17 protein-coding genes are annotated in these 18,618 nt (G+C 37.9%); 8 read left to right on the forward strand and 9 right to left on the reverse strand.

What is annotated here, in order from left to right:
- Positions 1-203 precede the first annotated feature (203 nt).
- On the forward strand, positions 204-2,153 hold the full coding sequence (locus tag SOLCA_RS19415; protein WP_014682180.1) for an LTA synthase family protein: 1,950 nt from the start codon (positions 204-206) through the stop codon (positions 2,151-2,153).
- A gap of 74 nt (positions 2,154-2,227) precedes the next feature.
- Here the strand turns inward: SOLCA_RS19415 and SOLCA_RS19420 are convergent, their stop codons facing one another.
- A complete protein-coding gene (locus SOLCA_RS19420; RefSeq protein ID WP_014682181.1) occupies positions 2,228-2,932 on the reverse strand; it encodes a DsbA family oxidoreductase in 705 nt (234 codons plus the stop codon).
- A gap of 229 nt (positions 2,933-3,161) precedes the next feature.
- Here SOLCA_RS19420 and SOLCA_RS19425 point away from each other — a divergent pair, with 229 nt between their 5' ends.
- Positions 3,162-3,872 (forward strand): hypothetical protein, encoded by a 711-nt coding sequence (locus SOLCA_RS19425; protein WP_014682182.1) that lies wholly within the window; start codon positions 3,162-3,164, stop codon positions 3,870-3,872.
- Positions 3,873-3,961: 89 nt separating this feature from the next.
- Here SOLCA_RS19425 and SOLCA_RS19430 read toward each other — a convergent pair whose 3' ends face one another.
- Positions 3,962-6,520, reverse strand: a complete 2,559-nt coding sequence (locus SOLCA_RS19430; protein WP_014682183.1) for a family 20 glycosylhydrolase — start codon at positions 6,518-6,520, stop codon at positions 3,962-3,964.
- Between the two features lie 258 nt (positions 6,521-6,778).
- On the reverse strand, positions 6,779-7,714 hold the full coding sequence (locus tag SOLCA_RS19435; protein ID WP_014682184.1) for a hypothetical protein: 936 nt from the start codon (positions 7,712-7,714) through the stop codon (positions 6,779-6,781).
- 216 nt (positions 7,715-7,930) lie between these two features.
- Between SOLCA_RS19435 and SOLCA_RS19440 the strand changes: the two genes are divergently transcribed.
- The gene (locus tag SOLCA_RS19440) at positions 7,931-8,497 is read left to right on the forward strand and encodes an LOG family protein (protein WP_014682185.1); all 567 of its coding nucleotides are present in this window, start codon (positions 7,931-7,933) and stop codon (positions 8,495-8,497) included.
- 50 nt (positions 8,498-8,547) lie between these two features.
- Entirely contained in the window at positions 8,548-9,093 is a 546-nt protein-coding gene (locus SOLCA_RS19445; protein ID WP_014682186.1) for a metallophosphoesterase family protein, read from the forward strand.
- On the opposite strand, the gene SOLCA_RS19450 is transcribed toward SOLCA_RS19445, so the two are convergent.
- Positions 9,081-9,650 (reverse strand): hypothetical protein, encoded by a 570-nt coding sequence (locus SOLCA_RS19450; protein ID WP_014682187.1) that lies wholly within the window; start codon positions 9,648-9,650, stop codon positions 9,081-9,083. The genes SOLCA_RS19445 and SOLCA_RS19450 overlap by 13 nt on opposite strands.
- A gap of 202 nt (positions 9,651-9,852) precedes the next feature.
- Here SOLCA_RS19450 and SOLCA_RS19455 point away from each other — a divergent pair, with 202 nt between their 5' ends.
- Complete coding sequence (locus SOLCA_RS19455; protein WP_014682188.1) at positions 9,853-10,746, forward strand: polyphosphate kinase 2 family protein; 894 nt, start codon at positions 9,853-9,855, stop codon at positions 10,744-10,746.
- A 214-nt stretch (positions 10,747-10,960) separates the two neighbouring features.
- On the opposite strand, the gene SOLCA_RS19460 is transcribed toward SOLCA_RS19455, so the two are convergent.
- The gene (locus tag SOLCA_RS19460) at positions 10,961-11,473 is read right to left on the reverse strand and encodes a DUF192 domain-containing protein (protein ID WP_014682189.1); all 513 of its coding nucleotides are present in this window, start codon (positions 11,471-11,473) and stop codon (positions 10,961-10,963) included.
- 107 nt (positions 11,474-11,580) lie between these two features.
- On the reverse strand, positions 11,581-12,087 hold the full coding sequence (locus tag SOLCA_RS19465; RefSeq protein WP_014682190.1) for a DUF4199 domain-containing protein: 507 nt from the start codon (positions 12,085-12,087) through the stop codon (positions 11,581-11,583).
- Positions 12,088-12,311: 224 nt separating this feature from the next.
- Here SOLCA_RS19465 and SOLCA_RS19470 point away from each other — a divergent pair, with 224 nt between their 5' ends.
- Positions 12,312-12,800 carry a Dps family protein gene (locus SOLCA_RS19470; protein WP_014682191.1) on the forward strand — a complete coding sequence of 163 codons (489 nt, stop codon included), beginning with the start codon at positions 12,312-12,314 and terminating at the stop codon, positions 12,798-12,800.
- A 91-nt stretch (positions 12,801-12,891) separates the two neighbouring features.
- Here the strand turns inward: SOLCA_RS19470 and SOLCA_RS19475 are convergent, their stop codons facing one another.
- Both SOLCA_RS19475 and SOLCA_RS19480 read right to left on the reverse strand, forming a co-directional pair.
- The gene (locus tag SOLCA_RS19475; protein WP_014682192.1) at positions 12,892-14,451 is read right to left on the reverse strand and encodes a C1 family peptidase; all 1,560 of its coding nucleotides are present in this window, start codon (positions 14,449-14,451) and stop codon (positions 12,892-12,894) included.
- Positions 14,452-14,479: 28 nt separating this feature from the next.
- The gene (locus tag SOLCA_RS19480) at positions 14,480-15,010 is read right to left on the reverse strand and encodes a YfiT family bacillithiol transferase (RefSeq protein ID WP_014682193.1); all 531 of its coding nucleotides are present in this window, start codon (positions 15,008-15,010) and stop codon (positions 14,480-14,482) included.
- Positions 15,011-15,354: 344 nt separating this feature from the next.
- On the opposite strand from SOLCA_RS19480, the gene SOLCA_RS19485 reads away from it, so the two are divergent.
- Positions 15,355-15,819, forward strand: a complete 465-nt coding sequence (locus SOLCA_RS19485; protein WP_014682194.1) for a DMT family transporter — start codon at positions 15,355-15,357, stop codon at positions 15,817-15,819.
- A gap of 14 nt (positions 15,820-15,833) precedes the next feature.
- Complete coding sequence (locus SOLCA_RS19490) at positions 15,834-17,618, forward strand: DUF885 domain-containing protein (protein ID WP_014682195.1); 1,785 nt, start codon at positions 15,834-15,836, stop codon at positions 17,616-17,618.
- A 160-nt stretch (positions 17,619-17,778) separates the two neighbouring features.
- Here the strand turns inward: SOLCA_RS19490 and SOLCA_RS19495 are convergent, their stop codons facing one another.
- Entirely contained in the window at positions 17,779-18,600 is an 822-nt protein-coding gene (locus SOLCA_RS19495) for an N-acetylmuramoyl-L-alanine amidase (protein ID WP_014682196.1), read from the reverse strand.
- Between the last annotated feature and the right edge of the window lie 18 nt (positions 18,601-18,618).

The raw sequence follows: 18,618 nt of genomic DNA on the forward strand, positions 1-18,618 counted from the left end.
ACAGAATTTACGATCCTGTCACTAAAATGATCCTCCCCCAGCTCCCCATAATCCATAAAAATCAACACACATTCACTTAATCCCTATAATCATTTCTCACAATCGGTGTAATCCAATATAATACGGAAGTAAAAATTTAAATAATTTAATAACAGATCGCTAACACTTCCCTAACTTTGCGGAATTTCAAAATTCGCAACTAAATGAATTATATAAGAAGCTCAAAGGCTGAAGGTTACAATTTATATATGGCATTGTTACTCCGTTTATTGGTGATAATGCTTTTGATGTCGGTTTGTAGGGTGATTTTCTACCTGGTTAACCGCTCACTTTTCCCGATAGACAGTGTCGGGCATTTTTTTGAGCTGATGGCTGGTGGAGTTAAATTCGATCTTGCAGCGGTATTTTATACTAATGCTTTATATATAGTTGCATTTCTACTTCCTTTCCGATTCCGTTATAATACAATCTATCAAAATGTATTAAAATGGATTTTCTATGTGTCTAATGGTATTGCTCTTGCGGCAAACTGTATAGATTTCATTTATTTCCGATTTACATTACGCCGCACCACCTGGACAGTTTTCAATGAGTTTTCGAATGATAAGGGAAATAGCCGCCTTGGCTTACAATTCCTGATCGATTACTGGTACGTGGTCCTAATATTCATTGCATTGGTAGGAGTTATGGTCATACTTTACAGAAAGATTATCGTTCGACCTACCCGTATCGAAAGTAACTGGATTTATTATCCTACTGCTGTTGCTCTTTTAGCTTTAGGCGCAGGTTTGTTCATAGGTGGTGTAAGAGGAGGCTTTAGACATAGTACTCGTCCAATCACGTTGAGCAATGCAGGTGAGTATGTAAATACACCGGTTGAGATCGGAATTGTAGTAAACACTCCTTTTTCTATTTACAAAACGATGTCGAAACGCTCACTTAAAAAAGTGAATTATTTCGGATCAGAAAAAGAACTGGAAAGCGTTTATAGCCCGGTTCACTATCCGAAACCCGACAGCGCCTTTAAGAAAGAGAATGTTGTTATCATTATTTTAGAAAGTTTTAGTAAGGAATTTTTCGGAGTATATAATAAAGACTTGGATGGCGGGACCTACAAAGGTTATACACCATTCCTGGATTCATTGGTTGGAGAAAGCAAAACCTTCAAATGGTCATTTGCCACCGGTAAAAAATCAATCGACGCAATGCCCTCTGTTTTAGCAAGTATTCCATCAATTGTTGAACCTTATGTTTTATCGAATTACTCAGGAAATAAGATCAACAGTATTGCAAGTTTATTAAGTAAAAAAGGATACGATTGTTCATTCTTCCATGGTGCTCCCAATGGTTCTATGGGTTTCAGCTCTTTTGCTAAACTGGCAGGATTCCAACATTATTATGGGAAAACAGAATACAATAATGACGATGATTTTGATGGAATGTGGGGAATCTGGGACGAACCGTTTTTTAAGTTTTTTGCAACTACATTAAATCAAAAACAACAGCCTTTTATGGCTTCGATTTTTTCTGTTTCATCACACCACCCATTTAAAGTACCGCAGCAATATGAAGGTAAATTCCCTAAAGGAAAAGAAGAAATTCACCAATGTGTTGGTTATACAGATAATGCATTACGTAAATTCTTTGCAACAGCTTCAAAAATGCCTTGGTTTAAAAACACATTGTTTGTTATTACGGCCGACCATACCAGCAACCAGGTAACGCATGATGTTTACAATACCAGTGTAGGCTCATTTGCGATTCCGATTATTTTTTACAAACCGGGAAGCGATCTTAAGGGAATGGATAATAAATTGTTTCAGCAGATTGATATTATGCCTTCAATTTTGGGCTATTTAAATTATGATGAGCCTTATTTTGCTTTTGGTTCGGATGTGTTGAATACTCAAAATCCTGAGCATATCGGGATTAATTATACGGGTGTTTTTCAGTTATACCAGGGCGAGTATGTATTACAATCTGATGATAAAGGACCGATTGCTTTATTCAATTATCAGAAAGACCCGTTGTTAAAAAACAATGAATTAAAAACTAATAATGTCGAACGCGAAAAATTGGAGAAATACATGAAAGCGTTCTCGCAACAATATAATAACCGAATGATTGATGATCGGTTAACCGTTCAAAAATGAGCCGATGTTGATACTAAAAAAGAATCCCATCCAGGTTCAACCGGGATGGGATTCTTTTTTATCGCTATTATATATTAGTTACAGACACCATCGGTAGAGCACATGCCTGCCGGATCAGTATCATTATTAACAAGTGTAATTGGATTTGCTTCATTCCATGCTTTGTTTAAAGTTTCTGTGAAAACTTCTAATGGTTGAGCGCCCGAGATTCCATATTTGCGGTCAACAACAAAGAATGGAACACCTCTTACACCTATATGTTGAGCTTCCTGCTCGTCAACACGAACATCATAGCCGAATTCATCTCCTCCCAGCATTTGCTTTATTTCTTCTGCTTCCATGCCGAGCTCAATACCTAATTCAATTAGTTGCTCATGATTGCCAACGTCTTTTCCTTCGGTGAAGTAAGCTTTTAGCAAGCGTTCTTTTGCTTTATCCTGCAATCCATGCTTAGCTGCCAGGTGAATCAAACGGTGGGCATCAAAAGTATTTGCCGGAACCGCTTTGTCGAAGTCAAATGTTAAACCCTCTTCACTAGCCATTTGAGCGACATTAGCTCCCATTTGAATGGCCCACTCACGGTCTTTTCCATATTTGTCTGCAAGAATGTCATGAATATCTTTATTGCTTTCATAGTTTGAATTAGGATCTAACTCAAAGCTATGCCATACAACTTCAACATTTTCTTTGTTAGAAAATTGATTTAGTGCGTTTTCAAATCTTCTTTTACCGATATAACAAAACGGACACATAATGTCCGACCAAATTTCTACTTTCATTTCTATAATTAATTATTATTCAGTCTGTTTTAAATCAAATGGAGTGCCGTTGTAGTTTTGGCAGTGTTTAGCTCCGATTATTGAATGTTATAACAACTAGTTTTTCATTCTGTTTTATTTTGCTTATGATTTATCGTATAACTGTTCACTGCATGACTAAGCGACCAGGCTTTCTGTTAAAATTTCTATTTTTGCACAACGCTAAAAACTACTATTACCTATATCTTTTATGTTTTTCACCCATTTTACTTTTACAAAAAGGAACGTAACATTTTTTTACACGCTGCTAATTTTCGTTGTTACAAGCACAACAACATACGCTCAAAAAACAAAAGCCTGGGAAATTACGTATGCATCTTCATTCGAAACGTTGAACAATACTGAAAAGCTCAGCGAAAAAGATGCTGCAGCCTTGGAATTCTTAAAAGCTTTATCGTCAGGAAAAGACGACAAGCCACAACTTCTTTGCTATGTAACTGCTGATAGATTACGAGTAGAACAGAACGCGCTTATTTCATCAGTTTACATCGGCAACAAAGTTGATTCGACTTGTTATGTATATTCCGGACATACTAAGACTGCTTATAAAACTCTGTTGGCAGCGCCAGCATTTATTGATCTAGGCGATTCCATTACAGTGTTAACTGCGGATGATTATAAGATAAATTTTGAAGCGGAAACTAAGATAATTGCAGGCATTACCTGCAAGAAAGCGGTGATTGACATTGGAGCGAAAATGACGGTATGGTATGCCGAACATATTCCACAATTGTATTGGGACAAGTACGCTTATCTGCAAAGAATTCCGGGATGTGCATTGGCTATTCAGACTGAGCAAAGTGAAATGCTAATCGGAATAAAGGCGGCGTCCGTTAAAGAGTTGGAGGTTGATGAGCACTTATTTAAAGTGCCGGAAGGCTATGAAATTATTGAATATTAGTTGAGATTAGTCCTTAAATAAATGAAAAATGCACCGTAACAGGTGCATTTTTCGTTTTATTTAATTTGTAAAGAAAAGTCGGTCGATAGTTAGTTCTTGATCTCCTCAATTCTGCCACTTCTTCCGTAACTATCAAATACACAAAGTTTTATTAATCCTTTTTCTGTGATTGGATTCGTGTATGTTTTGCTTTTTATAGTTGGAGTTGAACCATTTGTGGTGTATTTTATGATAAAACCAGGTAATTGAACGTTTGCTTTTACTGTTCCGTTTTCAACAATTGCTCCGGCCGTAGGAATTCTGTATTTGAATCCTCCGTGATAAAAACTTAAGCGAGGTAATTCACGTTTGCTAACGGTATTTATAAACTCATTCCAAGCTTTGGTATAGGAAGTGGTAAATGAAGCTTCGTCTTTTTCGTTGGCCCATTCAGGATCTTTAGCCCAGGCTCTTTCTGCCAGTCCTAGAAGTTTTGGGAATAGCATATATTCTAATCTTTCCGGACCGACCATTGTCTCCGACCAGATCAAGCCTTGAACGCCTACAATGTTTGATTTTCCGTAATCGGTTAGACGTTCTTTTCCTTTGAAGAAATCTTTGGTAAGAGCATTCCCCATCCGGTCTTCATTTGAATTCTTATAGTAATCAAATGGAATAAATTTGAAAGGTTTGTCGACGTCAATAAATCCGCCCCAGTAGTAACCTTGCTCATCAAACGATTTATTGTAAGACATATCGAAGTACACGTTACTCACCGGAGAAAGAACAACCTTATAGCCGGCATTTGCCAGTTTATAGGCCAGATCTTCCGCACCCCAGCCTAACAAGTTATTCCAAACATCAAGATGAATATTTTCATTGCTGAAATCAGGATTAGGAATATAAACTTTATTTCCATCAAGCAGGGTCTTCCGCATTCCTACTTCTTCCCAACCATATAAGAATAAACCACGGTCTTTAAGGATGTTGTTTACTTTGCCGAAATAGTAATACCAAAGGTCGTCGGTGTTTTTAATTGAACTGTTTTCCTGTTTAAGTTTTTCGAATGCGGGTGATTTTTCCCATGAGCCCGCTGGAACTTCATCTCCTCCCATGTGGATAGTTTCTAACGGAATTCCAGCTTCTTTGTACATTTCAATAAATCCGTCAACTACTTTCGCAAGGAAATTATAGGTAGATGGCATAGATACATCCATTACGTTGTCGGTCCAACCCTGTACAGAGCGGTGGATCGATTGATCGCCGGGAGCACGAAGTAAATATCTTTCCGCTTCCTCTTTTTTGCCTTCTTTCATCAACCTGTCATAACGTACCTGCATTGAAACCACAGCTGCCCGCGCATGCCCCGGAGTCTCAATTTCAGGAATAACTTTTATGTGACGCTGGTGAGCATATTTCAGGATCTCAATAAACTCAGCTTTTGAATAGTGTCCGGTTCCAAAGCTGTTATTGTCTGGTCCGGAGCCGAATGATGGAGGCAACTGGTTTTTGTCAAAATCTTTATGACCGCGTTTCGCTCCTACTTCGGTAAGTTCTGGTAATCCCGGGATTTCGATTCTCCAGCCTTCATCTTCACTAAAGTGGAAGTGAAACACATTGATCTTGTAAAGCGCTAAAACATCAAGTACTTTTAAAACTTGCTCTTTCGTTTGAAAATTACGCCCGACATCCAACATGAAGGCTCTCCATGCAAAACGTGGTTCATCTTTCACCTCAACGGTTTGTATTTGAACTGATTTTTGAACGGAAGCCCATGCATTTGCAGGGAATAATGATTTTAGTGATTGGATCGCATAAAATGCTCCGGCAGGAGTTGCAGCAGTAATGATAACCTGGTTTTTGTCGACAGTTAATTCGTAAGCCTCAGCGCCCATTTCTCCTTTTTTGAAAACAATGCTCGCTGAACCATTAACGATCGCAGGTTTCTTTCCTAAAATGGGTTGCAATTCAGCGGCCAATAGTTGAGCTTCTTTTGCAAAAGCATTATCTGTGCTTATGGTTAAAGCAGCAGTGAGTTCAAAAAAACCTTGCTTCTCCTTATATTCAACTGGCGACGGGAAAATCTTGGTTAGCTTCTCTGCAGGAATATCAATGATTTCCTTATTCTTTTCGTAAACAACTTGCGCCGTAGTTATAGGCATAATGTCAGTGTTGTTACGATTCATTTGTTTTCCTTCAGTTGAAGGGATTATTTTATAAGTGGGTAAAATTTGAGCGTTTTGTGGTTCATCATCCCAAACTAAATACAAGCCAGACGGTGCATCAGCACTGTTTAGTGTCCAGTCGCTTGCCTTCATTTGTATGGAAACAGATTGCCCCGGTTTTAAACCTTGAAATCCAGAAGTTGGTACGATGCGACTAAGATCTCCGTTGATGCGATCAAATTTTAATTCTTTATAAGCAAAGGCTGTATCAATAATTCTTGGCAGGTTAAAATAAATACTCCAGCCTTTTGTAGGTAACGTATTCTTTGAATTATTGGTAATTGTAAATGCCGAAATGTAGCCAGATTTACCTTGGTAATTATTTTCAATTACCTGCCACTGAATACTAATGTCTTTTGGTTGAATAGCATGTTTGTTGGTTTGCGCATTTGCCTGATGCAAAATACTTGCACAGACAAGCAAACTAAGTGTGAAATTTTTCATGAAGCGTTGATTCTTTATTTCAATAAAATTGGTTGTTTCTTAAATCGGTTTAAAAATTTACACCAATGAATCGCTGAAATGGTGTAATTTTCAATAAAAGCCTAGCAATGTTAGTGATAAATTAGCAAAAAAGCGCTTTTACCTGATATAATATAAATGATAAGTATGCAACATGTTTGATAGGAGATTAAAAAAACAAAAAGCCCGAAGGCAGTTTTTAACTGATTCTTCGGGCTTTTAAAGTATCCGCTAAACGGATTATTCTATAATAACTTTTCCTCTTGAGTTCGCAAATTCTTTGGATAGTTGCAAAATTTTTGCAGGCGTTAAAGCTAAGACAGATGGGTTGGTACGTATGCTGTTTCGAAGTTCAACCAAGGCCGGCTCTGTATACATTAACTTTACTTTCTGCTCTCGGATAGTATTGCCATTTGGTTTTGAATAAAGAACAAAACTTGTAAAGGTTTCAGCGATATCTTCAACAACATTTGTAGCAGCATACGGAGTCACAAATCTGTCCTGGTATTTATTGTAAAAACCGGCTAACGCATCATCGTCATCTGCTGAAATAAGAGTGTTTTCAGCCAGTATATCTGTCCACCCTAATTTATACTGATTAAAAATATATGACTTGTCTCTTGGGCAGCCTTCACTTAATCTAAATGTTTTGCAATTTTCGGATGAAGTTGATGGATCAAGCTGTTCTTCGTTTAACGTCAATACATGGCCAAGTTCATGAATAACAGTGTAAGCAAATCCCTGATTACGCAGATTGATTTTGTTTAAATCACCTGAATATTCAATTGCCAGTGCAAGTTTCCACTCGTTGAGTTTATTACTTAATGGTGATACATATCCGGTCACTTTTTGATTTCCGTAAACAATATCAAATTGTTTTATGCGAGTGCGGTATTCAGCCGGGATGAGCGTGGTAAAGTATTGCCACATTTTTTGATGTGTGTATTCATCATTCTGATATTTTACTAATGAATCAGGAACTTTATAGTTGGCCACTTTAATAAGTGACTCTCCAACAACTTTGTATTTGGTTATCGATATTGCTGATGCAAGGTTATTCTGTTCAAGAGTTTGTACAGAAGTTGCTGATTCGCGTATGATTTCTTCTTTTTTGCAGGCTCCGTTTACAAGAGCCACAGAAAGCAATGTTATTGCTAAGAGGCGTTTTGAGGTCATTTACTGTTTGGTTTAACAATTGCGAAGAAACGTAAAAAAAATGTTCACTACAAAATCAGGTGGTCTATTATTAATTGTTAAAAGTATCTGCCGATATTAGTAGGATAATTTTACCGTAAGGAAATGGACCATATCCGGTGTGCCAGGTCAGGGTGCCGGAGCTAATTAGTGTCTGCTAACAGTTTTCGTAAGTATATTTTTTGATACGTCATATATATGAAAAGTCTTTGTGTTTTTTGCGGCTCAAGCTATGGACAAAATGATAGTTATCGCAAAGCAGCTCGTGAGTTGGCAATGCTGTTGGTCGATAAAAGAATTACCCTGATTTATGGTGGAGGAAATATTGGTTTGATGGGAGAAGTTGCCCGCACTGTACGGGATTTAGGGGGTAGAGTAGTCGGTATAATCCCGGAGTTTTTAATGATAAAAGAAGTAGGCATGGTAGAAGGTTGTGAGCTGCATGTAGTGGAAAATATGCATCAGCGAAAGGCGTTGATGGCCGAATACTCGGATGGTTTTCTGGCATTGCCTGGTGGTATTGGGACTTTTGAAGAACTGTTTGAAGTACTTACCTGGAAACAGCTTCGTTTGCATCAAAAACCGATAGGGTTGCTTAATATTAATGGATATTATGATCATCTGTTAGCATTTTTAGAGCGCACCAAAAGGGAAGAATTTTTTAAGGATTGGGGGCTAATGAAAGTTGCCGAAAAACCTAAAGAACTACTTGACCTGTTACTTCATGAACATTCAGGAATTAGTACTAACTATGATCTGATTTAAACGTTGATCGTTGTGCCGGAATAAGTGAATTAAACTAAAAATATAGAAGAATGAAATTAGCCATTTTATCGGACTCGCACGATAATGTTTGGAATCTTGAAGCTGCACTAAAGTATGTACAGCATACCGACGCATTAATTTTTTGCGGAGATATTTGTGCGCCATTTATGCTAACGCTATTGGCGAAAAATTACGCAAAACCAATTTATATGGTTTTTGGCAACAATGATGGCGACCGTTTTAACTTGGCGGCCAAAGCAGCACCATTTGATCATGTTACATTGTTTGGAGAAGTAATGAATAAAGAGTTGGGGGGAAAGAAATTCTATGTGAACCATTACCCTGAAATTGCGTTAGAAGTTTCTCGTTCAGGAGATTTTGATGTGGTCTGTTATGGGCACGATCATGAATATGCAATTCTTCAGAATGAAGATTATTTAGTAATTAATCCGGGTACGGTAATGGGCTTTGCTCCGCGTAAATTGGCTGCATGTGCTGCAACTTTCGTAATATACAATACAGTAAGTAATCGGATTGAGAGCTTTGAAATTGTAAATGGAGAAAATGGGAAAGAGATAGTTGCTTATGGTAACTGAGAAGAATCCTGATCTATTGATCGCTGTTTTATGATAGCGTTATGACTCTTGATTATTTTTTCAAACCTGCGGACAATACGATCGCGGTTAAATCGGGTGTCGACAAGTAACGCAATCAGCATTCCAACGATCCAAACGGCAATAGCTGATAACAACTGGAACTTGAATGCCCAGATGCATAATGCACCCATTGCACAAAAAATAAAACCGGCAAAAGAATAAAAATTTGATTGTTTTAATTTTAGGATTGCACCATCCTCCTGAAAGTTTAATTTAAAGGGAAAGGTTAGTATTGGGACCCAACAGAAATAAAATAAGCTTTTTAGGAATAGCGAAAGTTCTTCGTGTATGTTTTTCTCAATGTATAACTCCGCCTTTCGATATTTGGTCGCCACATAATCTTTTATGTCTTGCTCAGAAAGGTGCCTCCGTTTAACTTCACAAGTAGCAACATTTACTGCGAGTTCGGTGTATGATTCCCTGTCATTCAAAAGATCAAGTAATTGTTCATTTGAATAATCAGTGTATCGTTTTTCCAACTCCGTTTTACTGGGCATATGTTTGCTTGGTGAAAAAGTGCTTTGACGAAAAATTGCAAAACTATTAAGAATGCTCCATGGAGGCCTGTAACTGTAAACTAATAACCGTTATGCTTACTTACAGATTCTTAACCATTAATTTATGAATTTATTTTTGAAATTCAATTTGTTTTCCTAATAATTTTAGGACAAAATGGTATTTTAATAGAAATTTTACGCCATGATAAAACTTATCAAAGACGATCGCATTACCATTACCTCTGGGAAGAACTTTAAACTTAAAAACTTTGACACCGACTTTTCCCTTGACTTCGTTTCAAAGGAAAGTGCAGGTGTGATTATGCAAGAGCATATTCAACGAATAGCAGCACTGCAAGAACGACTATATGCTTCCGATAATCATGCCATATTAATGATTTTCCAAGCGCGTGATGCAGCTGGGAAAGATAGTACTATTAAGCATGTAATGTCTGGTATCAATCCTTCCGGTTGTCAGGTGGTAAGTTTTAAAGTTCCCACTTCTACAGAGATTGAGCATGACTTTTTATGGAGAACAGCCGTTCAGCTTCCTGAACGTGGCCGAATTGGCATTTTTAACCGTTCTTATTACGAGGAAGTGTTAGTAACGAAGGTTCATCCGGAGATTATTCTCAACCAACGCCTGCCATCTGTTTTAACTGAGAAAGATTTAGACAAGAAATTTTGGGAGCATCGTTATGAATCGATACGTGATCATGAAAAGCATTTAAGCAGAAACGGCTTTGTGATTCTGAAGTTCTTTTTAAATGTTTCTAAGAAGGAACAAAAGAAACGTTTCTTAGAACGAATCGATCAACCCGATAAAAATTGGAAGTTTAGTTACGGTGATATTAAAGAGCGTCAATATTGGGATCAGTATGAAGATGCCTTTGAACAGATGATTGAGGAAACAGCCGAAGAGCATGCGCCTTGGTTCGTTATTCCTTCAGATAAAAAGTGGTTTGCACAATTGGCTGTAGCTCGTATTTTATTGGAAACTCTTGAATCGCTTGATCTGAAGTTTCCTGAATTAGGTGATGAAGAAAAAGCTGTGCTTGAAAAGGCTAAAATGGAATTAGAATCGGAAAAGGATTAGGTAATTTCGGGTTACGAGTTACGAGTTTCGGATTATCCTAATTAACTCAAGTTGTAAGTTCAATAATGTCGTATCGTGGATAATAGGTCGGTAATAAATGCTGCTTTTTTAATTTTTTTGCTACCGATCTTTTGCTCCGATGGAGTATTCATTTAATAACTGGCAACTTGAGTTAACTATTTAACTCGTAACCCATAACCCTCAATCCGCAATATTAAAAGGCAACCTTATCCCCTTCGGCAACACCAAATTTATCTGAAAAGCCACCAATAACCTCAATAACGTATTGTGCGTTTTTCTCTGAATTGAGGTTTTGATTCTCCTTTAAAGGTTCTGCGTTTTTGCAGATCTTGACAATCTCTTTGTTTTCATTTACATAAATAATATCAAGGGAGATATACGTATTGTGCATCCAAAAGCTTTGGGGTTCTGCTTTGTCGAATTTAAACAGCATTCCTTGTGTGTCTGCCATTGACCTTCTATACATTAAGCCTTGTGCGCGTTGCTGTTCATCGTCAGCAACTTCAATTTCAATTTTTTTAATTTCTTTTCCTTCTTTATTTAAGAACGATAGTTCACCTTCTTTCAGGAATTTAGGCTCCGGAATAGTAGTAAGATCTTCGTTAGTTTTAACGTTCGATTTGTTAGAGCCACCATCACAAGCGGCCATTAACAGGCTAGTCGCAATTAGTAAGGTAAATGCGGTACGTTTCGCTTTATTTTTCATAAAAAATATCAAATGAGTTAATCCAAACAGGTTGGGGAATTTAGTAAATCCTATAACGTATGTAAAACTAAAATATTTGATAACAAATAGCTAAATTGTGTAATCAATTAATCTTGCCACCATTTGCTTTTCTTTCTTATCAGTAAGGAGATCGTTAGGGAAATAATAATTCCGATAAACATGGTACTAGCAAAAGATTGCTGCATATAGTTTTTCATGGTAAAAAACTGGGATGCATTTTTAATTGCCCGAGCAATATTTTCCCCGCTTTCGGCAGCTTTTTGCGCTGCATGAGCGATCATAAATGCCGCATAGTCAGGGTTGATAAATTTGAAGTAAATAATGATGCTGAATATGCTTAATACTGCGCAGATAACGGTAATAAGAGTTCCACACTGCATTGATTGCCAAAAAGTTATTCGCCCATTATAGTGATAATCCCGCTTTTCTCCAATAGCCATTCTCAATCCGACAATTGGAATAATAATTGAAAAAATAGTAACGTACGGAAGTATATCAACATACCGATTATGTAAGCCGGTAACGTACTCAGCACATAACCATACAAAGTTTAGAACACTTATAATTATTGACCACTTCAATTCAGTTTTCATAAGCAATAAGCTTCTTTGATAAAACCAGATTTGTCTGTCTGAAGTAAAAAAATGAAATATGTGAGTTTAGGATAGGAATGATGACCATGCCGTTTTATTCGGCGATTTATTTTTAATAAATTGCTTCATTCGCAAAGATCATCCCTTTAACGGTAATTTAACAAAATCTTAGCCGTTATGATAATGAACAGAATCCTATACTTACACAAAATTAATTTACGCATATGGCAAAAAAATCAAAACAAACCAACGCCATCGGCTTGGATACAGACAAGACAAAACAACTTGCAGCAAAACTTAATGACCTGTTAGCGAACTACCAGGTGTTCTATCAAAATACACGAGGGTATCACTGGAATATTAAAGGAGAAAAGTTCTTTGAGTTACATGTGAAATTTGAAGAAGTATATACAGATTCTCAGCTAAAGATTGATGAAATAGCTGAACGTATTCGTACCCTTGGTTATACACCAATGCATTCCTTCTCCGACTATGTGAAGAATTCTGATATTAAAGAAATAACAGGAGTTTCAGATGGTTTAAAAGGGGTAGAAGGAATTTTAAATGGCTATAAGATCCTATTGGAAAAAGAACGTGAGATTCTTGATCTTTCAGCCGATGCCGATGATGAAGGCTCTAACTCTTTGATGAGTGATTACATTTCGCAACAAGAAAAATTGGTGTGGATGTATTCGGCCTATCTCGCCAGATAAACGAAACTCTTGCGGACGATCTTGTATATTGAATAGAAAAGCTCTCCTGGTTTTGACCGGAGAGCTTTCCTGTTTTTTGACTGTGTTGAAATTACTTAAGTATTTCAACAATAACAGCTACGGCTGCATCAGAGCTGTTAACTGGAGTTTCAAAGGCGATCTTTTGTCCTGATGAAAAATTAACGCCACTGGTGTTCATGTTACCCAATGTATTCTTAAGCTTTTCGGCATAAGAACCTCCGGAGCTTTGATTAATACGTTGGTTAAAGGCTTTGAAATCTAAAGGTTTTTTTGTGACAACAACGGCCATAATATCTTTCCCTCCAACTTCATCGATTTGCATAGAGTAATCTTTGGGAAATAATCGAGCACCGGTAATACCACAATAGGGAGAATGTTTAGACGTATATGGGAATAAAACGGTGCTTTTTCCTAATGAATCCTGGAAAACATAAGTATAACACTCAATGCTATTGTTCACTTCAATTTTAAATTTTGTACCCTTTCTAATGGCAGAATTTGTACTGAACACATTTCCGTTTTTCTGACTCAGCGGAATGTAGCTTTTAGTATTATTATCAACTAATGCTACGCTCACTTTCAGCTCATTTGATTTGGCTTCATTTCTGGCTCCCATCGGATAAACCCCGTAAGCCTCCTTGGCAAAATGGATGAAATCGTTATACCTTACCCATCCAAAGCCATTCTCGCCCCATTCTGGTCCCCAGCTGTTCATAATCTGGAAAGCTCCTCCTTCCAGGTAATCGTCATACCCAACAATGCACATGGCATGTCCACCAAAGCCTCGCATTGAATAATCAGTATTTGTTGGATGCCATACTTTCTGCCCCATCATGTCTTGCATAAAGCTGCCACCTACCATCATTCCGATTACGACAGGAGCTCCTTGTGCTAAATTTTGGCGCATGGCATTTAAATCAATCGTATAATCATCGCCTCCCTGAGTAAGTCGGTTGTAACCCAACATGGTGTACTGGTTGGCATCTGAGATTTGAGAAGAATTTGGTTGACGACTACAATCCTGGTCGTTATAAGGGAATTGACTGAAGGGAAGAGCACCTACATCTTTCATTGATTTCATCGCACGAATAATATAAGAACCCTGACAGCCGTCAAGTTTAATCTGGTTATATAAAAATGCAGGGCTGAAAGCAATCTGATTCGGATCTGCACCTGTTTTTCTTGATTCTAAAATGGTACGTGCACCATAAGCACTTGACCAGGCTACGCAAGAGCCTTGTTCTCCCTGATTTAAACGATTAGGACAAAATTGCTGAAGAGTTATACGTTCAGGCAGCGGATTTTTGTTTTTATCATAAGCCAAAGGCTCAAAAACTTCTGCTTTGTCATATTGCTTCAGATCGAAGTTGGCTCCGGTACTTAATACCTTTGACGCAATTTGTGCAATATTGCCTCCTCCGGAGCAGCCGCCTTTAAAAAAATAAAAGGCACCCCCGATAACCAGTGCGACTAACAATAACTTCGGATTTTTTAACAGCAGGCCAAGTAAGAGCGCTAAAAGTCCGCCACCGCCGCCGCCTCTTCCGCCGCCGGAAAAACCTCCGCCTCCTCCACCTGGAGGGCCTCCTTGTGATGAGTCGTCCTCATCTTTTACCATTCTGATAGGCATAAATGTAAGAGTATTGATTTATTCTAATTTATTGATTTTTGACGATTAAAATATGGCCTAAATGATGTTTGCCATGCCATGCATACATTAAAACAACTTCTGCCAGTTTAAGTGACGACTTTTTTTCAGGATGGAAAAACGTACGTTCAAAATCTTCCGGTTTCATCGACTTTAATAACATTACCCATCGTTGGTGCAACGATTTTAATAATTGAAGTGATACTTCGATCGGAGTGTTGCTTGTATCGGCAAGCTCGGCCCATTTGTCTTCAAAGTAAGGCCTGATAGTGGGATTATCTTCTGTAAGGGCTAGTTTACAACGGATATAAGCATTCATGTGACTATCGGGCACGTGATGAATTACCTGTCTGATAGTCCAACCCTCGGGTCTGTAGGGTGTATTTAACTGGTTTTCGCTAAAATTTATTAATGCGTTTTCAATTTGAGCAGGCAAATTTGCTATTTCTTCAATAGCGGAAACAATCATTTCGGGAGTAATGGTTGTTGGGGGTTGAAATTTTCCAACCGGGTATTTTAACGCGTCTAAGCCTGCAATCATAGTGAATTTTGTATATAATTTGAAGTTATAAAGATTTTAAAGAAATCACCCCAATGGGGGCCCAAAGTGTAGAATGATTTCCCTTTAAATTTTAAAGAAATTAATAAAGGTTAAATTAAACGTTTAAATACGCGGTCATAAAAGTCAAAAACAAATCGGAATAACTTTTGAAGATTCTTTCTGTAACCTTCATATATAGAGCGTATTTTAGGTATTTACGAATCCCTTTGATAAAAGATCGAAGGGATTTTTGTTATAACTAGGATGCAAACTTTTTTGTCATTATCTACCTTATAACCTAACTTGGAACAAGCCTAATAGTTTAACCTCATTTGAACAGTAATATGAACATTTTCCTCTATCTGTTTGCCTTTGTTATTGGCTTAATCATTCCACTTCAAACGGCAGTTAACAATCAGTTGCGAATAACTGTGGCAGGAAGCCCGGTTGTTACGGCATTTATCTCTTTTCTGGTTGGAGCAATAACACTATTGATAATAGCTTTGGTAACGGGTCAGAAAATGGATCAGTTTTTTAGTCAGCAAATAAGCTGGTGGAAATTTTCGGGTGGGGCAATGGGTGCTTTGTTTGTTTTTGGTTCAATTGTGTTGGCTCCACGGATTGGGATGGCAGGGATGATTAGTTTGATTATTGCCGGTCAAATCTTTTCATCACTCATTTTTGATAAATTCGGACTTTTAGGGTTGGCCATAAGAGAGATATCATGGGCTCGAATCATTGGAGCGTTACTGGTAATTATTGGAGTTGTGTTAGTCAACTTTTCCGACCAATTATTTAAATCAAAATAATATTCATCAACATAATGAAAAAAATCACGTCAATATTCTTTCTGGCGGTTATTGCTGGAGCCTGTAATCAGTCGCCTAATAAGAGTGCAAAAACAATCGATAAAACAGATTCTATCATTTTTCATAAAATGCTCGATAATTATTGGGATGAACGCATGCAGCTTTTCCCTTTGGAAGCAACGACTAATGGAGATAATCGTTTTAATGACCAATTAAGAAATGATGGAAGCGCAGCATTTCTAAAAAAGAGCAAAGACTTTTTCACCAAGTATAGTGAGTATTTAAAGAAAATTGACCGGAACACGCTAAGTGATAACGATAAAATTAGCTTCGACATATTTAATCGTGAAATGAGTATTTCGTTAGAAGGGTTTAATTACCATCCGGAATATATGCCCATAAACCAGTTCTGGAGCTTGCCTTTGTCGTTTCCTCAGTTAGGTTCCGGCGAGGGTAATCAGCCATTTGTAACGGTTAAAGATTATGATAATTTCTTGGGCAGAATCACAGGCTTTTCAATCTGGACAGATACTGCAATTGCCAATATGCGCACAGGAATTAGAAAGGGATATGTTTTGCCAAAGGCATTGGTGGAGAAAATCATACCTCAAATGGAATCTATTCCGGCTGATGATGTAACAAAAAGCATTTTTTATGGACCAATTAATAAAATGCCTTCGAGCTTTAGTGATGCGGATAAAAAACGCTTGACGGAGGCCTATGCTAAAGCAATTAACGATCAAATCAACAAAGCATATAAAAAGCTGGGAGAGTTTTTTAAGGATGAATATTTACCGAAAGCCAGAACAACTTCAGGTATTGATACTATTCCACAGGGTAAAGAAACTTATCAGTACTTGATTAGGTATTGGACGACAACAGATAAAACTCCTGACGAAGTTTTCAATTTAGGTTTACAAGAGGTGGCAACGATCAGGGCTGAAATGGAGAAGGTAAAAAAACAGGTGGGCTTTAAAGGCGACTTGAAGGCATTTTTCAACTTTGCAAATTCCGATAAACGTTTTATGCCATTTAAAACTCCTAAAGAAGTTATTGATGCATTTTGGGCCATAAAAACAAAAGAAGATCCGCAACTACATAAAATGTTTGATCATACACCAAAAATGAAATTTGAGATCAGGCAAACAGAAGCGTTCAGGGCAGCATCGGCCAGTGCAGAATATCAACCGGGAACAGCTGACGGATCAAGGCCAGGTATATTTTATGTTCCGATTATCGATGCTACCAAGTTCAATACAGTTGGAATGGAGACGTTGTTTTTGCATGAAGCAATTCCGGGGCATCATTATCAAAATGCACTGCAGATAGAGAACACTTCTTTACCAACATTCCGCCGTTTTGCATGGTATGGAGCTTATGGCGAAGGTTGGGCTCTTTATGCTGAAAGTCTTGGGAAAGAATTGGGCTTGTTTTCAGATCCGTACCAATATTTAGGACATTTAAGTGATGCGATGCTTCGTTCTGTTCGTTTAGTGATTGATGCCGGTTTACACTCAAAAGGCTGGACACGTGAGCAAGCGATTCAATATATGCTTGACAATATGCGGATTTCAGATGCTGAAGCAACATCAGAAGTTGAGCGTTATATGGCCATTCCGGGGCAAGCATTATCTTACAAAATCGGACAGCTAAAAATCAGGGAGCTGCGTACAAAATATGAGAAGCAATTAGGAAAGAAATTTAAGTTGGCCGAGTTCCATGACCAGGTATTGAATGACGGATGCTTACCGTTAGAAGTTCTGGAATCTAAAATGGATGCCTGGGCAGCTAAAAAGTAGGGACCTCACCCTAAATCCCTCTACTCAAGGAGAGGGATTTGAAGACAGTGCAAGAATGCTCAATTATACACTCAAAACTTTTGGACAAAACAAAGGTTATTCAGCCGTCATTCCGAGCGCTCCCTTCTCCTCAAGGAGAAGGCCGGGGATGAGGTGACTTTTAGTACTTCTTATACAAATTATACAAAATAAGCTTTGTTGAATCCGTCAGTGCCGGAGTAACATCCGACTGAATAAAATGCCTTTTAAAAGCAGTTATCGCAGCATCGCCATTTCGAGTATCGTAACCGATAATTCGTAAGGCCTCTAACGGTTTAAAATCAGTTGGGACAGTATCTAAAGGCATTGTGTACCATAACCCGAAACCTTTATCAGCAAGTTTTTTCCAGGGGAATTTTTCGCTTGGATCGGGTTTGCGAGTTGGAGCAATATCGGCATGTCCGATAAAGTTTGCCGTTGGAATGTTATAGTTGGTTTTCAATTTACCAAGTAAAACCAGCAGACTATTTATCTGTGCATCCGCAAAAGGCTCTTTGCCATTGTTGTCTAATTCAATACCAATAGAGTTAGAATTAATATCAGTGCAATTTCCCCATTTTGCGTTTCCCGCATGCCAGGCACGCAGATAATCATTAAGCATATGCACCACTTTGCCATCTCTACTCACCACATAATGAGCGCTTACTTGTGTGCGAGTAAGTGTAAATGTTTTTAATGTTTGTGCTAATGAGTCCTGTGCTGTATGATGGATAATTACATAGTTTGGCTTGCGCAGGTTATAGTTTACGGTTGCAACCCATTGCGATGCCGGCACCGAATCCGGAGGTAAAACAGTCGGTGTCATTTCTTTTAAAGTCTGTATATATGTTTTTAACTGTTTTTTATAAGCTTTCCGACTGGCAGCATAAGGGTCATTACTGCAAGAATTCAACAACATAGCCGTGGAAAACAGGTAGAGCGCATTTTTGAAAGTAAACCTCATTAGTAAATCTTTTTATCA

It is taken from the genome of Solitalea canadensis DSM 3403 (assembly GCF_000242635.2).
In the GTDB taxonomy this organism is placed as follows: Bacteria; Bacteroidota; Bacteroidia; order Sphingobacteriales; family Sphingobacteriaceae; genus Solitalea; species Solitalea canadensis.

Coding starts and splice junctions, on each gene's coding strand:
- SOLCA_RS19415 (WP_014682180.1), top strand. CDS start 204: ATGAATTATATAAGAAGCTCAAAGGCTGAAGGTTACAATTTATATATG.
- SOLCA_RS19420 (WP_014682181.1), bottom strand. CDS start 2,932: ATGAAAGTAGAAATTTGGTCGGACATTATGTGTCCGTTTTGTTATATC.
- SOLCA_RS19425 (WP_014682182.1), top strand. CDS start 3,162: ATGTTTTTCACCCATTTTACTTTTACAAAAAGGAACGTAACATTTTTT.
- SOLCA_RS19430 (WP_014682183.1), bottom strand. CDS start 6,520: ATGAAAAATTTCACACTTAGTTTGCTTGTCTGTGCAAGTATTTTGCAT.
- SOLCA_RS19435 (WP_014682184.1), bottom strand. CDS start 7,714: ATGACCTCAAAACGCCTCTTAGCAATAACATTGCTTTCTGTGGCTCTT.
- SOLCA_RS19440 (WP_014682185.1), top strand. CDS start 7,931: ATGAAAAGTCTTTGTGTTTTTTGCGGCTCAAGCTATGGACAAAATGAT.
- SOLCA_RS19445 (WP_014682186.1), top strand. CDS start 8,548: ATGAAATTAGCCATTTTATCGGACTCGCACGATAATGTTTGGAATCTT.
- SOLCA_RS19450 (WP_014682187.1), bottom strand. CDS start 9,650: ATGCCCAGTAAAACGGAGTTGGAAAAACGATACACTGATTATTCAAAT.
- SOLCA_RS19455 (WP_014682188.1), top strand. CDS start 9,853: ATGATAAAACTTATCAAAGACGATCGCATTACCATTACCTCTGGGAAG.
- SOLCA_RS19460 (WP_014682189.1), bottom strand. CDS start 11,473: ATGAAAAATAAAGCGAAACGTACCGCATTTACCTTACTAATTGCGACT.
- SOLCA_RS19465 (WP_014682190.1), bottom strand. CDS start 12,087: ATGAAAACTGAATTGAAGTGGTCAATAATTATAAGTGTTCTAAACTTT.
- SOLCA_RS19470 (WP_014682191.1), top strand. CDS start 12,312: ATGGCAAAAAAATCAAAACAAACCAACGCCATCGGCTTGGATACAGAC.
- SOLCA_RS19475 (WP_014682192.1), bottom strand. CDS start 14,451: ATGCCTATCAGAATGGTAAAAGATGAGGACGACTCATCACAAGGAGGC.
- SOLCA_RS19480 (WP_014682193.1), bottom strand. CDS start 15,010: ATGATTGCAGGCTTAGACGCGTTAAAATACCCGGTTGGAAAATTTCAA.
- SOLCA_RS19485 (WP_014682194.1), top strand. CDS start 15,355: ATGAACATTTTCCTCTATCTGTTTGCCTTTGTTATTGGCTTAATCATT.
- SOLCA_RS19490 (WP_014682195.1), top strand. CDS start 15,834: ATGAAAAAAATCACGTCAATATTCTTTCTGGCGGTTATTGCTGGAGCC.
- SOLCA_RS19495 (WP_014682196.1), bottom strand. CDS start 18,600: ATGAGGTTTACTTTCAAAAATGCGCTCTACCTGTTTTCCACGGCTATG.